The sequence below is a fragment of the Rhodanobacter sp. C01 genome, from assembly GCF_002001045.1.
GTDB lineage: Bacteria > Pseudomonadota > Gammaproteobacteria > Xanthomonadales > Rhodanobacteraceae > Rhodanobacter.
In genome coordinates, this window is sequence record NZ_MUNR01000009.1 from 272,856 (window position 1) to 287,817 (window position 14,962).

11 protein-coding genes and 1 tRNA gene are annotated in these 14,962 nt (G+C 64.6%); all 12 read left to right on the forward strand.

The features are described from left to right. Positions 1-13 precede the first annotated feature (13 nt). A complete protein-coding gene (gene ccmE, locus B0E50_RS07345) occupies positions 14-481 on the forward strand; it encodes a cytochrome c maturation protein CcmE (RefSeq protein WP_174575029.1) in 468 nt (155 codons plus the stop codon). Beyond that, positions 478-2,454 (forward strand): heme lyase CcmF/NrfE family subunit, encoded by a 1,977-nt coding sequence (locus B0E50_RS07350; RefSeq protein WP_077440529.1) that lies wholly within the window; start codon positions 478-480, stop codon positions 2,452-2,454. The genes ccmE and B0E50_RS07350 overlap by 4 nt, the downstream gene beginning before the upstream one ends. Next, positions 2,451-2,996, forward strand: coding sequence for a DsbE family thiol:disulfide interchange protein (locus B0E50_RS07355; RefSeq protein ID WP_077440530.1), 546 nt, complete (start codon positions 2,451-2,453; stop codon positions 2,994-2,996). The genes B0E50_RS07350 and B0E50_RS07355 overlap by 4 nt, the downstream gene beginning before the upstream one ends. A gap of 170 nt (positions 2,997-3,166) precedes the next feature. Then, the gene (locus B0E50_RS07360) at positions 3,167-3,562 is read left to right on the forward strand and encodes a cytochrome c-type biogenesis protein (RefSeq protein ID WP_254427207.1); all 396 of its coding nucleotides are present in this window, start codon (positions 3,167-3,169) and stop codon (positions 3,560-3,562) included. Further along, a complete protein-coding gene (locus B0E50_RS07365) occupies positions 3,559-4,611 on the forward strand; it encodes a tetratricopeptide repeat protein (RefSeq protein WP_077440531.1) in 1,053 nt (350 codons plus the stop codon). The genes B0E50_RS07360 and B0E50_RS07365 overlap by 4 nt, the downstream gene beginning before the upstream one ends. Further along, positions 4,611-5,738: a homoserine O-acetyltransferase gene (locus tag B0E50_RS07370; protein ID WP_077440532.1), complete on the forward strand. Its 1,128-nt coding sequence runs from the start codon at positions 4,611-4,613 to the stop codon at positions 5,736-5,738. Before B0E50_RS07365 ends, B0E50_RS07370 begins: the two co-directional genes overlap by 1 nt. Positions 5,739-5,786: 48 nt before the next feature. Beyond that, positions 5,787-6,368 (forward strand): cysteine dioxygenase family protein, encoded by a 582-nt coding sequence (locus B0E50_RS07375; RefSeq protein WP_077440533.1) that lies wholly within the window; start codon positions 5,787-5,789, stop codon positions 6,366-6,368. A gap of 25 nt (positions 6,369-6,393) precedes the next feature. Next, positions 6,394-6,479, forward strand: a tRNA-Leu gene (locus B0E50_RS07380). A 211-nt stretch (positions 6,480-6,690) separates the two neighbouring features. Beyond that, positions 6,691-7,758 (forward strand): glucokinase, encoded by a 1,068-nt coding sequence (locus tag B0E50_RS07385; protein WP_077440534.1) that lies wholly within the window; start codon positions 6,691-6,693, stop codon positions 7,756-7,758. Further along, positions 7,755-10,100, forward strand: a complete 2,346-nt coding sequence (locus B0E50_RS07390; RefSeq protein WP_077440535.1) for a family 20 glycosylhydrolase — start codon at positions 7,755-7,757, stop codon at positions 10,098-10,100. Before B0E50_RS07385 ends, B0E50_RS07390 begins: the two co-directional genes overlap by 4 nt. A 190-nt stretch (positions 10,101-10,290) precedes the next feature. Continuing rightward, entirely contained in the window at positions 10,291-13,494 is a 3,204-nt protein-coding gene (locus B0E50_RS07395; RefSeq protein WP_077440536.1) for a TonB-dependent receptor, read from the forward strand. A gap of 29 nt (positions 13,495-13,523) precedes the next feature. Further along, the gene (locus B0E50_RS07400; protein WP_254427205.1) at positions 13,524-14,951 is read left to right on the forward strand and encodes an APC family permease; all 1,428 of its coding nucleotides are present in this window, start codon (positions 13,524-13,526) and stop codon (positions 14,949-14,951) included. The last annotated feature ends 11 nt before the right edge of the window (positions 14,952-14,962 follow it).

Below are 14,962 nucleotides of genomic sequence, written 5' to 3' on the forward strand. Positions count from 1 at the left end.
CACGAGCATGCCCATGAACCCCACCCGTAAACGCCGGCTTACCATCGTCGTCCTGATTGTCGCGGCCGCTGCGCTGGCGGTTGGCCTGGGCGTATATGCGCTGCAGAACAACATGAACTACCTGCTCACGCCGAGCCAGGTGCAATCGGGGCAAGCCAACGATTACAAGACGTTCCGCCTCGGCGGCATGGTCAAGGCCGGCTCGATCCAGCGCAGCAGTGACTCGCTCAAGGTCACCTTCACCGTGGTCGATGCCGGCGGCGCGATGCCGGTGGAATACACCGGCATCCTGCCCGACCTGTTCCGCGACAACCAGTCGGTGATCGCCACCGGCCACATGGACGGCGCGCGCTTCGTCGCCACCGAAGTGCTGGCCAAGCATGACGAGACCTACATGCCGAAAGAGCTGAAAGACGCGATGGCCAAGGCGCACGCGGACAAGAAAGTCAGCGAAGAATCCGCGCAGGGCGACATGCCATGACCCCGGAACTCGGCCAGCTCGCGCTGATCCTCGCCCTGCTGCTGGCGCTGGCACAGGGCATCCTGCCGATGCTCGGCGCGTGGCACGGCAACCGCGCATTGATGGCGGTGGCGCGTCCTGCTGCGGCTGGGCAGGCCGTGTTCGTGGCGCTCGCGTTCGGCATCCTGGTGTGGGCGTTCGTGCATTTCGATTTCTCGGTGCAGTACGTGGCCGACAATTCGAACCTGGCGCTGCCGTGGTACTACCGCATCGCCGCGGTGTGGGGCGCACATGAGGGTTCGCTGCTGCTGTGGATCTTCATTCTCAACGTGTGGACGGTGGCACTGGCCGCGTTCAGCCAGAAGCTGCCGGAAGTGTTCGCCGCGCGCGTGCTGGCGGTGATGGGACTGATCGCGGTGGGTTTCCTCGCCTTCATCATCTTCACCTCGAATCCGTTCGGACGGCTGCTGCCGATGCCGGGCGACGGCGCCGACCTGAACCCGGTGCTGCAGGATCCGGGCATGACGTTCCACCCGCCGGTGCTGTACACCGGCTACGTCGGCTTCTCGGTGGCGTTCGCGTTCTCGATCGCCGCCCTGCTCGGTGGTGGGCTGGAGCAGGCCTGGGTGCGCTGGGCGCGGCCGTGGACGAATATCGCCTGGGCCTTCCTCACCCTCGGCATCGTCGCCGGCAGCTGGTGGGCGTATGCGGAACTGGGCTGGGGCGGCTGGTGGTTCTGGGATCCGGTGGAAAACGCCAGCTTCATGCCCTGGCTGGTCGGTGCCGCGCTGATCCACGCGCAGGCGATCACCGAGAAGCGTGGCGGCCTGCGCGCCTGGACGATCCTGCTGTCGATCTTCGCGTTCTCGCTCTCCCTGCTCGGCACCTTCCTGGTGCGCTCGGGCGTGCTCACCTCGGTGCATGCATTCGCCTCCGATCCACGCCGCGGCATCTTCATCCTGATTTTCCTGACCCTCGTGGTCGGCGGCTCGCTGCTGCTTTACGCACTGCGTGCGCCAAAGGTAGCCAGCGGCAAACCGTTCAAGCCGGTCTCGCGCGAAAGCGCCCTGCTGATCGGCAACCTGATGTTCGCGGTGGCCGCGGCGATGGTGCTGCTGGGTACGCTGTTCCCGCTGATCGGGGATGCGCTGAACCTGGGCCGGATCTCGGTCGGGCCGCCCTACTTCGGCTTCCTGTTTCCGTTGCTGATGCTGCCGGTGGTGTTGCTGCTGCCGTTCGGGCCGTTCCTGCGCTGGGGCAAGGGCGAAGCGCTCATGCTGAAACAGATCTTGCTGCGTGCCGGCATCGCCGCCGCGGCGTGCGCTATCGTGGCGGCGTTCTTCGTCGACGGTCAGCTCAAGGCGATCGCCGGCGTGGCCGCCGCGGTATGGATTGTCGCCGGCGTGCTGCTGTATGCGTACAAACGCTGGCGCGAGATGCCGCGCGGCCGGCGTTATCCGGCCGAGATGGCCGGCATGCTGCTCGCGCATCTGGGCGTGGGCGTGTTCATGGCCGGCGTGCTGCTGTCCGAGTCGCTCAGCGTGACCAGCGACGTGCGGATGGCGCCGGGACAGACCGAACACATCGGCGGCTACGACTTCCGCTTCGACGGCGTGCATCGCGCCAGCGGACCGAACTGGCGTGCCGATCAGGGCGTGATCACGGTGACCCGCGATGGTCGCCAGCTCACCGTGATGCATCCGCAGAAGCGCACCTACCTGCGCGGCCAGGTGCAGACCGAATCGGCGGTGGACGCCGGCATCTTCCGCGACCTGTATGTGGCGCTGGGCGAGCCGATGGATGCGAACAAGGTCGAGGACGCGTGGTCGCTGCGGCTGTACTACAAGCCGTTCATCCGCTGGATCTGGGGTGGCGGCCTGTTGATGATGCTGGGCGGTTTTGTCTGTGCTGCCGACAAGCGCTTCCGCCTCAAGCGTGCAGCCGCCGATGCCGTAGCCGCCGAAAGTCTGCAGGTGCAGGAGACGCATGCATGAACCGGTTGCTGCCGTTCATCGGCTTCATGTTGCTGGTGGCTCTGTTCGGTTTCGGTATCTGGTGGAACTCGCGGCACGATCCGAATGCGATTCCGACACCACTGTTGAACAAGCCGGCACCCGCGTTCGTGCTGCCCAAGCTGTACGAACCCACGCAGACGGTGAGCAAGGCGGACTTGCTTGGCAAACCCTACCTGCTCAACGTGTTCGCCAGCTGGTGCGTGGAATGCGGCGCGGAGCATCCGGTACTGGAAGCCGAGGGCCCGACGCTGGGTGTACAGCTGGTTGGCTACAACTACAAGGACGCGCCGGCCGATGCCAAGCGCTGGCTGGCTGAACACGGCAACCCCTACAACGTGTTGATTGCCGATGAACCGGGCAACACCGCGATCGACTTCGGCGTGTACGGCGCACCGGAAAGTTTCCTGATCGATGCGCATGGCGTGATCCGCTACAAGCACATCGGTCCGCTGACGCCCGATGTGGTCGCCGGCGAACTGAAGCCGGCGATCGCGGCGTTGCAGAAGGAGGAGACGCCATGATTCGGCTATTCCGTTCCACAGGGACTCCCTGCGGTCGTAGGAGCGCACCCTGTGCGCGATGGCTCTTGATCACCGCGAAAATCTTTCGCGCACAGGGTGCGCTCCTACCGGTGTTGTTCGTGGCCTTGCTGGCATTTGCCGGCGCGACCCACGCGCAGGCGATCGAGCCGATGCCGTTCGCCGACCACGCGCAGGAACTGCGCTTCCAGCACCTGACCCAGCAGCTGCGCTGCCCGATGTGCCAGAACGAGACGCTGGCCGATTCCAACGCATCGATCGCACGCGACCTGCGCAACCAGATCTTCCAGTTGATGCAGCAAGGCAAGAGCGACGACGAGATCAAGCAGTACCTGGTCGCCCGCTATTCCGATTACGTACTGTACGACCCGCCACTGAAACCCGGCACGTGGCTGCTGTGGTTCGGTCCGCTGCTGATCCTGTGTGCCGGCACCGGCGTGGTGCTGGTCGCGATCCGCAAGCGCGGCCGTGACGGCAGCGCCACCGACACAACATCTGACCGCATGCCGCTCGACAACGAACCGGCCGACAACGGGGACGACTGGTGAAGATCGCGTTTTTCATCGCCGCTGCAGTGATGATCGCTGTGGCGCTGGCCGCCTTGCTGCTGCCGCTGGTACGCCAAGGCCGCAAGTCGGGACGCTCGCGCGGCGTGTTCGCGCTGACGCTCGCGATCGCCTTCGTGCTGCCGCTGAGCGCGGGCGCGTTGTACCTGCTGGTGGGTACGCCGGCTGCGCTGAATGGCGTCTCCGCCGAGGCCGAACGGCCGCTCACCCTGTCGCAGGCGATCGATGAGCTGCACGCCCATCTGGCCCAGCAGCCCGACGATGTGCAGGGCTGGATGCTGCTGGCCCAGACCAGCACCATGCAGCGCGATCCAGCCACGGCGCGCGACGCCTACGACCACGTGCTGAAGCTCGCCCCCAACAACGCCGAGGCGATGGTGGGCTGGGCCGAAACCGATTCGATGACGCGCGATGACCACATGATCGAGGGTCGTGCGCTGGAACTGCTCAAGCGTGCCGTGCAATTGCAGCCGGACAGCCAGCGCGGCCTGTGGCTGCTCGGCATCAGCGATTTCCAGCATGGTCAGTATCGGGAAGCCGCTGCCACCTGGCGCGTGCTGCAGCCGCAGCTGGAACCAGGCTCGAAGGTCGCCCAGGCGGTAGCCCAGCAGATCGCCGTGGCCGATACACGCGCCGGCGGCGCACCAGCCAATGCGTCGACCGCAGCACCGGTCGCCGCGCCGCAAGGTGCAGCCTTGCGGGTACAGGTCTCGCTGGCAGCAGCGTTCAAGGGCAAGGTCGCTGCGGGCGACACGCTGTTCGTCTACGCTCGTGCCGAGAACGGCCCCCCCATGCCCCTGGCCGTGGCCAAACTCGACGCCAGCCAATTGCCGACCAGCGTTACCCTTACCGATGCGATGGCAATGACGCCGGCGCTGAAACTGTCGTCCGTGGCGCGTGTCTTCGTCGGCGCGCGGATCAGCCACAGCGGCCAGCCGATCGCCCAGCCTGGCGATCTCGAAGGCGATGCCGGCATCGTGCCGGTGGACAGCAAGACGCCGATCACGATCAGTATCGACAAGGTGCATTGATGAGCCAGGACGCGCGCCGTTATTTCAGCCTGCCCTCGCCGTTCGCGATGAAACGCGGCGGTGAATTGCACGGCGCGCATGTCGCCTATGAAACCTGGGGCGCGTTGAACGCCGCACGCGACAATGCCGTGCTGGTGCTGACCGGCCTGTCGCCCAGCGCGCACATGACCTCCTGTGCCGCCGATCCCACGCCCGGCTGGTGGGAGGACATGGCCGGTCCGGGCAAGGCGATCGACACCACGCGCTGGTTCGTGATCTGCGTGAACTCGCTGGGCAGCGACAAGGGCTCGACCTGCCCTGCCTCGATCGACCCGGCGACCGGCGAAGCCTATCGGCTGACCTTTCCCGAGCTGGCGCTGGAAGACGTCGCCAACGCCGCGCACGCCGCCGTCAGCAGCCTCGGCATCACCCAACTGGCCTGCCTGATCGGCTGCTCGATGGGCGGCATGAGCGCGCTGGCCTACATGCTGCTGCATCCTGGCAGCGTGCGTGCGCATATCAGCGTGGATACCGCACCTCAGGCACAACCGTTCGCGATTGCGATCCGCTCGCTGCAGCGCGAGGCGATCCGGCTCGACCCGCAGTGGAACGAAGGTCGTTACGACATCCATGCCGAACACGGCGGAGCCTACCCCGACATGGGCATGAGCATCGCACGCAAGCTCGGCGTGATCACCTATCGCTCGGCGATGGAATGGAACGGCCGCTTCGCGCGCATCCGGCTCGACCCGGAGCAGCGTGAGGACGAGCCGTTCGGCCGCGAGTTCCAGGTCGAGTCGTATCTCGAAGGCCATGCGCAGCGTTTCGTGCGCAACTTCGATCCCAACAGTTATCTGTACCTCTCGCGCGCCAGCGACTGGTTCGACATCGCCGAATACGGCCACGGCAGCGTGCTGGAGGGACTCAAGCGCATCCACATCGAGCAGGCGATGGTGATCGGCGTTAGCACCGACATCCTGTTTCCGCTGCAGCAACAGGAACAGATCGCCGAAGGCCTGCAGGCCGCCAGCGCAGAGGTGGAATTCGTGGCGCTGGATTCGCCGCAGGGCCACGACGCGTTCCTGGTCGATATCGAGAACTACAGCCGCGCCATCGGTGGTTTCCTGAACCGACTGCCGGCCGCTTAACCGCGCCGCTGCTAAGATAGCCAGCATCGCGCACCACCCGAGACCATCATGCTCACCCTGGATTTCCCCGGCAGCCGTACCCTGATCGACGCGATCGACACCGCCGTGGCCAAGCCGACCACCCACGAGCTCACCGACAGCCTGCGCAACAGCCTGTGCAAGCTGATCCGCGACAACGAAGTGAAGTTGCCCGACTGCGTGTTCGAAGCCAATCCGGAGCACTACGCCCGCCGCGAGCTTTACCGCAGCGACGAGCACGGGTACTGCGTGGTGGCGATGACCTGGGGGCCCGGCCAAGGCACGCCGATCCACGATCACGACGGCATGTGGTGCGTCGAGGGCGTGTGGAACGGTGCGCTGGAGATCGTGCAGTACGAGCTGGTCGAGCACGATGCAAAACGCTACTGCTTCCAGCCAGTCGGCTCGATCCAGGCCGGCGCCGGCTCCGCCGGCAGCCTGATCCCGCCACACGAATACCACAGCATCCGCAATCCCAGCGACAGCAGTGTCACTGTCAGCCTGCACATCTACTCCGGCCCGATGACCCGCTGCGCCGTGTTCCAGCCGCTGCCGGAAGACCGCTGGTATGGCCGCGACGTACGCCAGCTGGGGCTCGACCGCGTCCACTGAACCCGGCATAATGTCGCGCTCACATGCCGGTGTGGCGGAATGGTAGACGCGGCGGACTCAAAATCCGCTGGCAGCGATGTCGTGTAGGTTCGAGTCCTATCACCGGTACCAAGTGAGGGTTTCAGGCGATACCAGCGAGACCCGTGGAATACCCCAAGCCCGCATCACAGCGGGCTTTTTCATGCCTGAAGATCGCCACCGGGGTCATCCAAGTCTGTAGACACCCCCGTTCCCATGCCGTTTCCGTGCATGGTGCGTCACCGCTTGACACCGGTGTCAATAGTACCCAAGCTGGATGACAGTTCTATTGCGGGGGAGCGCGATGGACGTGGCAATCGGCCATCTGGATCAATCGGAAGGAGCTCCGGCGTCGCCGTTTCTTGCGGCGGATGTCGGCGGAACGCACGCGCGTGTCGCGATGCTGCGGGCCTCGCGGGATGCGGGAGGCGAAGTCGAAGTGCTCGCCTATCGCAAGTTCGTGTGCGCCGACTTCCCGGGGCTGGCGGAGCTGCTGCAGGCGTTTGTCGATGCCGACGCGCGGACACCGGTACGGCACTGCGTGCTCGCCTGCGCGGGGCAGCTCATGGCCGACGAGGTCGTGAACGACAACCTCGCCTGGCCGATCCATCTTGCGCAACTGCGTCAGGCACTCAGCCTGGACGACATTGCCGTACTCAACGACTTCGAAGCGCTGGGCTACGCGCTCGATGGCCCCCTCGCCCATGGCAGTCGCCATCTGTGCGGACCCGTTACCCATGCCGAAGGCCCAACCCTGGTGATCGGCCCGGGCACCGGTCTTGGCGCGGCGGTGCATGTGCCCGGTCCCGCAGGCGGTTTCGTGCTGACGACGGAAGCCGGCCAGATGGATTTCGCACCGAACTCGATTCGCGAGCGCGAAATCCTCGCGCACATGGCACCACATGGCGGTTATGTGGAGTTCGAACGCATCGTGTCGGGCCCCGGCCTGATGACCGTGTACGCAACCCTGTGTGCACTGCATGGAGAAACACCGAAGCTTGCAACACCGGAAGCCGTGACCACAGCGGCAGCCGCGTGCAGCGACGTGCACGCCGTGGAGGCCGTGGATGTTTTCTGTGCGTCGCTGGGCAGCCTTGCCGGCAACCTCGCGATGACCTTCATGGCCACCGGCGGCGTGTACCTGGCCGGCGGCTTCCTGTTCTCCATGTTCGCACTGCTCCAACGCAGCGCTTTCGAAGAACGATTCCTGCACGGGCGCAGCGCGCGCGTGCTGCTGTCGCAGGTTCCGGTGTGGGTAACGGAGCACGGTCGTCATGGCGTGCTGGGGGCAGCCCGGTGGTATCTCCGGCGCGGCATGCCTGGTGAGGAGGCCACGGCGCGTCATGCCGTGGCCAGCGGAGTGACGGAATGAGCAACGGCACGGCATCGAAGCTTTTACGGGGCATAGTCGGCGCGTGGTTGACGGCAACTGGCGTGGCCGTTGCCGCGCCCGCCACGCCAGCGCTGCCCGCATGGTCGCTGATGCCGCAACCTGCCCAAATGCATCCCGCTGCGTCGGGTTCGCTCACTATCGCGGATAACGCCGAAGTCGCGGTACGTGGCGCCGATCTTCAGCAGATGCAATCCATCGCGGGGCGCTTCGCGCAGTTGCTGGCCGACACCGGCGGATTGCACCTGCACGTGGCGAATGCAGCTACCGCACATCCCGCCATCACATTCGAGCTGGATCCGCACGCCGATGTCGTCGGAGACGCCGGTTATCGCATCGTGGTGGGTGACCAGGGCATCCATGTCGTCGCCCGCACGCCGCGCGGCGCGTTCTACGGCAGCGTCACCCTGTGGCAGTTGCTGACACCGCCTGACTGGACGCGCGGTGCGCCGGTCGAGGTGGCTGATGGCGTCATCGACGATCATCCGCGTTTCACCTGGCGCGCACTGCTGCTCGACTCGGGGCGGCACTACCAGAGCGTTGCCGACATCAAGAAACTGATCGACTGGATGTCGCTCAACAAGCTCAACGTGCTGCTCTGGCACGTGACCGAAGACCAGGGCTGGCGACTCGAGATTCCCAAGTATCCCGAGCTTACGAGAGTCGGCGCATGCCGCAAGGCCGTCGGCCTCGATGCCGAATTGACCGGTTCTGCCGACAAGCCTTACTGCGGCTACTACACCGAAGCCGAAGTACGCGACATCGTGCGTCATGCCACCGAACGCTACGTGGATGTGGTGCCGGAAATCGATCTTCCCGGCCATTCGCAGGCGGCCATCGCCGCGTACCCATGGCTCGGTGTCACCGGCCGGCGTCCAACCGTGTGGACCGATTGGGGGGTCAGCCCGCGGCTGCTCAATCCAAACGAAAGGACTCTGAAGTTCGTCGATGACGTGCTCGACGAAGTGATGCGGCTGTTCCCATCGAAGTACATCTCGCTCGGCGGCGACGAGGCCGACAAGCAGCAGTGGAACGCATCGCCCGAAGTGCGTGCGCAGATGCACAAACTGGGTCTGGCGAACATGGATCAGCTGCAGGGCTGGTTCATCAGCCAGCTGGCCGATCATCTCGTGAAGCACGGACGCACGCCGGTCGGCTGGGACGATGAACTGGTCGCGGGCGCGACGCTGCCGGCATCGCAAGTGGTGATGTCCTGGCACGGCAACGACGACGAACGCGTGGCGCTGCAAGCGATCAGGCAGGGCCACGACGTGGTGATGACGCCACAGGAGTCGCTGTACTTCGATCACTACCAGTCCGACCTGCTCGACGAATGGGCCGGGCCGTCGCCCATGGCAACATTGCGGCAGGCCTATGACACGGTTGTCATTCCGAACGGTGCAAGCGCAACCGAAGCCAGACACATCGTCGGCGTGCAGGCCGGCCTGTGGACCGAGCAGATGCTCACCTTCGCGCACGACCAGCATGCGGTGTTTCCGCGCATCGCGGCGCTGTCGGAACTCGCCTGGTCGCCTGCAAGCGCGCACGACTGGAACGGCTTCCTGCAACGCATGCCGGCCGAGCTGGCACGCTACCGCGCACTCGGCATCGGCTATGCCGACAGCGCGTTTGCTCCCGCCTTCCAGGTAACTGCAACAACGAACGGCGCGTTCCTGGTCACGCTGTCCAACCAGGCGCGATTCGGAACGATCCGTTACACCACGGACGACTCCGCTCCGACCTCACGCTCTGCGCAGTACATCGGGCCACTCACGCTTCCGGGCAAGACGATGTTGCGCGCCACGACATTCGCAGCGGACGGCTTCGAGCTTGCCGCACCACGCACGCAGGTGCTGGATGGCACAACGCTGTCGAGCCGTGGCGGCAGCGCGCTTGCAACGTGTTCCAGCCAACCTGCCTCACGTTTGGATGGCCGTCGACCGGCACAGGGGCCAAGGCCGGTTTATTCGGTGGATATCGGCAACGCGTGCTGGCTATGGCCGCAGGCATCGCTGCAGGGCATCACGCATGTCGTGTTGACCGTCGAGCGCGTGACGTGGCGCTTCGGCGACGAGGCCACGGATGCCGTTGTTCGCCACAAGGCCAGCCCGGTCGGCGAGTTCGAGATCCATGCCGATGCCTGCAAAGGGCCGTTGCTTGCCACCGTGCCCTTGGCGCCTGCAGCGCAGGCGCAGGGGCAAACCCGTCTCGATGCAAACGTGGCGGTACCGGTGGGGGCCGGCATTCGCGACCTGTGTGTCTTTGCTACCGGCGATCCGCGCGATGGCCAGTGGGCGTTGGCACGAATGACGTTTTCGAAATAAGTGGCATGCGGGGCACGCCCCGTGCAGTGGCACCGAATGAAACAGCCGTGGCCCGGAAGGCCATGGATGGGACATCGATGGATTGCATCACGACAGCGCGCAAAGCAATAGGCGCCGCTGAACTACACGCATTTTGGAACACCGCGGAGCACCTGAGGTTCGACAGGCACCAACAACGAGGTTAACGCCCATGCCCACCGTACATCGCAAGCATCCCTTGTCATTTGCCATCACCATGTCGCTGTTCGCCGTCGTGTCGACATCGGCCGTGGCGTCGCCATTCACGGACGCCCAGACGGACAGCCCGGCAACGCAGGCCACCACGGTGCAAACTGCACCGGCACCAGCGGCACCGACGCCCGGCGCCAAGAAGACCAATGCCACGGACAAGAGCACCACCGCGGACAAGAACGCGGTCACGCTGTCGACCGTGAGCGTCTCCGGCGTGCGTGCGTCGCAGATGCGCGCGATCGACCTGAAGCGCGAAGCGCCGAACATCCAGGACAGCATCACCGCGGAAAACATCGGCGCGCTGCCCGACGTGACCATCACCGATTCCCTGCAGCGCGTCACCGGCGTGCAGATCAACCGCGATGCCGGCGTCGGCACCTCGGTGGACGTGCGTGGACTGCCGCAGGTCGGCACCATGTTGAACGGCGAAGTGTTCATCACCGCGGACCAGATCGACTCGCAACAGCCCGACTTCACCATGTTGCCGTCCACGCTGTTCCACGGCGTGGACGTGGTCAAGTCTTCCACGGCCAACGAGACCGATGGCGGCATCAGCGGCGCGATCGACCTGCACACCTATCGCCCCTGGGATCTGCCCAGCGGATTCACCTACAGCTATTCCGCCGATGGGGAGCGCGGCACCACCACCAACCACCTGGGACCCGAGGCCAACGGCCTCGTCTCGTTCAACGACGATGGCCACTGGGGCCTGCTGGTATCGGCGGATTTCTCCAACACCACGCGGATGAACTCGACCGAGGGCCTCGACCAGTACGGTGTCGTGCTGAACGGCGAGAACGCGGCCAGCGCGGGCGGCTACAACGGCTTCCTGACCCCGTGGAACGGCGCGCCCATCCCGTCACAGATCCACCAAAACGCCGACGGCAGCGTGGACGTCAATGGCGACGGCAAGTCAAACGGCGTCTTCATGGGCAGCCAGGACATCAGCATCTACGACACCACCACCCAGCGCAAGCGCAAGTCCGGCAATGCCTCGTTCCAGATGGACCTCGGCAACGGCTTCAGCCTGACCAGCGACTACTTCTACTCGCAACAGCGCGAGTACGACCGCAACGTCGGCATCCAGTTCAACTCGACCAACTGGCAGGGTGCGACCTACGTGCCGCTGCAGTCGCGCAATACCGGCAGTCCCATCGCCGGAGCCTATGGCACACCCGATCCGGACTGGAGCGGCATGCAGATGTACACCACGCAGGTGTACGAGAAATGGCCGGGCGACGTGGAGTCGTTCTCGCAGATTACGCAGAAGAGTTCCAACGCGAAGAACTTCAACCTGCAGCTGGATTTCGACAACGGCGGTCCGTTCACAGGCAGCCTGCGCGGTGTGCACGACACGGCGTTCCAGTCGAACGTCGAAACCGACCTCAACATTTCCGATTCCGACGGCGCGCTGTGGCCCAACGTGCTGAATGACGGTGTCTCGCTGCCAGCCGGCACCATGGTCTATCCGTCGCAACTGGGCGGCGACCGCGTGTTCAACGCCAACGGGGTTCCCCAGAACACGATTCCGATCATCGCCAACTTCGGCGGTCGCTACCTCACGGTCAGCATGCCCGCCTCGCTGGCCGCCGACTTCGCCAACCCCAACGGCTGGACGATGAAGACGCTGGAATCTTCCGGTGACTACGACCGCCAGGTGGATCTCAACGCGCTGCGCTTCGATGGCAAGTACGACTTCCAGGACGGCATCCAGCTCGAATTCGGCGTGCGCGACAGCATCCGCAGCGCGGACAATATCGGCTGGACCCTGGAAACACCGGTCTATGCAGGCATGGGCGCCAGTGACCCGAATGGATGCCTGGTGCGTTACGTCGGCGCCGACGTGGTGATGGACAGCGGCTCATGCACTGCCGGCAACGCAGAGGGCTACTACCGCGCGGGGCCGCTGTCCGCGATTTCGATGCCGAATACCGCGGCACCGTTGTCGGGCAACTGGAAGGAATACACCAACCTGCTCGGCTCGGGCATCAACTTCTGGGCGGTCAATCCGTCCGCGATGATAAATCCCATCGCGTACTGGAAGTCGCTCTACCCCGATACTGTCGAGGTGGGCGAACCGGGAACCACCTGGAACGTGGGACTGAAGGAGTTGTCCGGCTATATGCAAGCGGACTTCAAAGGCAGCCTGGGCGACATGCCGTACAGCGGCAACGTCGGCGTACGCGTGATCCATACCAATCTGGACGTCACCCAGCAGCTTAGCGGCGACCCGGGATCGTACGGCGACGAACCTGCCGACGTGGGCATCGCCGTCACCAGGCGCAGTTATCAGGATGTCCTGCCTTCAGCCAACTTCTCGCTGGACCTGACCGACGACCTGAAGTTCCGACTGGCCTATTCCAAGAACATGATGCCGCTCGACCTCAGCACCTGGGGCGGTGGCCTGCAACTGAACTATTCGCTGGCGGAGACGCCGCAGGGGCCGATCTTCCGCGTCGCGGATGGCACCTCCACGGGCAACCCGAACCTCAACCCGTGGCGCTCCACCAACTACGGTGCATCGCTCGAGTACTACATCAACCCCACCAGCATGCTCAGCCTCGCGCTGTTCCGCATCGACATGCAGAGCTTCATCAAGAACGGCAGCGAGACCAACTGCACCCTGCCGGACGAGGACGGCGTGGTCCGCGACCATTGCATCGTGATCACCGAACCGGTGCAGGGCACCGGCAACAGTATCCAGGGTGCGGAATTCGATTACCGCCAGGGCTTCACCTTCCTGCCGGGCATCCTGTCCAGGACAGGCATGGAGGTGAACGCCACCTACGCACCCAGCAACTCGGGCGAAAGGGATCTGGCCGGCAACAAGATTCCGTTCCAGGACAACTCGACCCGGTCCGGCAACTTCATCCTGTGGTACCAGGACGACCGCTTCCAGGCCCGTCTCGCATACAACTACCGTTCGCGGCGCGCGGTGATGGACAGCGTGGGCGGCATCACCGGCATGGAGATGTACGAGGCGCCGCAGAAGTACCTCGACGCATCGATCTCGTACAAGCTCAACAAGTACGCGGAAGTGTTCCTGGACGGCACCAACCTCACCAACGAGTACCAGCGATACTACCTCGTGTGGCCCGACCAGCCTGCGCATTCGAATTTCTCCGAGCGCATGTTCATGGTCGGCATCCGCGGGCAGTGGTGACGGCAAGGACTCGGCCCGGGGCGCGCGGCATGCGCGCCCCGCCCGCAACCGACAACGACAAGGCACACATGCAGGATTCCAGCGCGCCCCAGCCCGTCCGCGACAACGGCTTCCATCGTTCCATCGGCCTGTTCTCGGGCACTGCGATCAACATGACCCAGATGTGCGGCATCGGGCCGTTCATCACCATCCCGATCATGGTCGCCGTCATGGGCGGCCCGCAGGCGGTCGTCGGCTGGATCGCCGGCGCCATCCTGGCCATGGCCGACGGCCTGGTCTGGGCCGAGCTCGGCGCGGCCATGCCGGGCTCCGGCGGCACCTATGTCTACCTGCGCGAAGCGTTCCAGTACCGCACCGGCAAGCTGATGCCGTTCCTGTTCATCTGGACGATGCTGCTGGCGATTCCCCTGCTGATGTCCACCGGCATCATCGGCATGGTGGAGTACCTGGGTTTCTTCTTCCCCACCCTGGGCTGGTGGCCGGTGCACCTCGTCAGCCTGGTGGCAACCGCCATCGTTACCTGGCTACTGTACCGCCGCATCGAATCGGTTCGCGCGATCACGATCGCGTTGTGGGTCATCATGCTGGTCTCCGTCGTCGGCGTGACGGCAGCGGGCTTCTCACACTTCAATGCAGGCTTCGCCTTCGCCTACCCGCCGGGCGCGTTTGGCAGCCACTTCTTCGTGGGGCTGGGCGCCGGGCTGATCATCGGCATTTACGACTATCTCGGCTACAACACGACGGCCTACATCGGCGACGAGTTGCGCAATCCGGGCCGGACAATGCCTGGCTCCATCATCATCTCGGTCATCGCGATGATGTTCATCTACCTCCTTCTCAACATCAGCGTGCTTGGCGTGGCGCCGTGGCAGGAAATCGCCCAGTCCAAGTCCGTGGCCTCGCTGGTCGTGGAGCGCAGCTGGGGGCACCTGGCCGCGGCTGTCATGACCATTCTCATCATCGTGACCGCGTTCGCCTCGGTGTTCACCGGCCTGCTTGGCGGTTCGCGCGTGCCCTTCGAGGCAGCGCGGGACAAGGTGTTCCTGTCGGTGTTCGGACACCTGCACGCCAAGCACGGCTTCCCGCACATAGCACTGCTCACGATGGGTGTGGTGACGGCGATCGGCACCTTCTTCGACCTGACCGAAGTCATCAACATGCTGCTGGCAGTGACCATCATCGTGCAGTCCATCGCGCAGATCGCCGCGCTGGTCGTGCTGCGCAGGCGCCAGCCGAATCTCGAGCGGCCGTACAAGCAATGGCTTTACCCCGTGCCTTGCGTGATCGCGCTGGCTGGATGGATCTATGTGTACGTATCTGCCTCCACGTTATCGCTGATCCTGTCCGGCCTGTGGATCATCGCCGGCCTCGCGGTGTTCGCGATCTGGGCCAGGCTCAATCAGTCGTGGCCGTTCGCGCCTGTTGAAATTCGCGAAACCTATCTTGAGAAGCATTGACGCCATGCAAA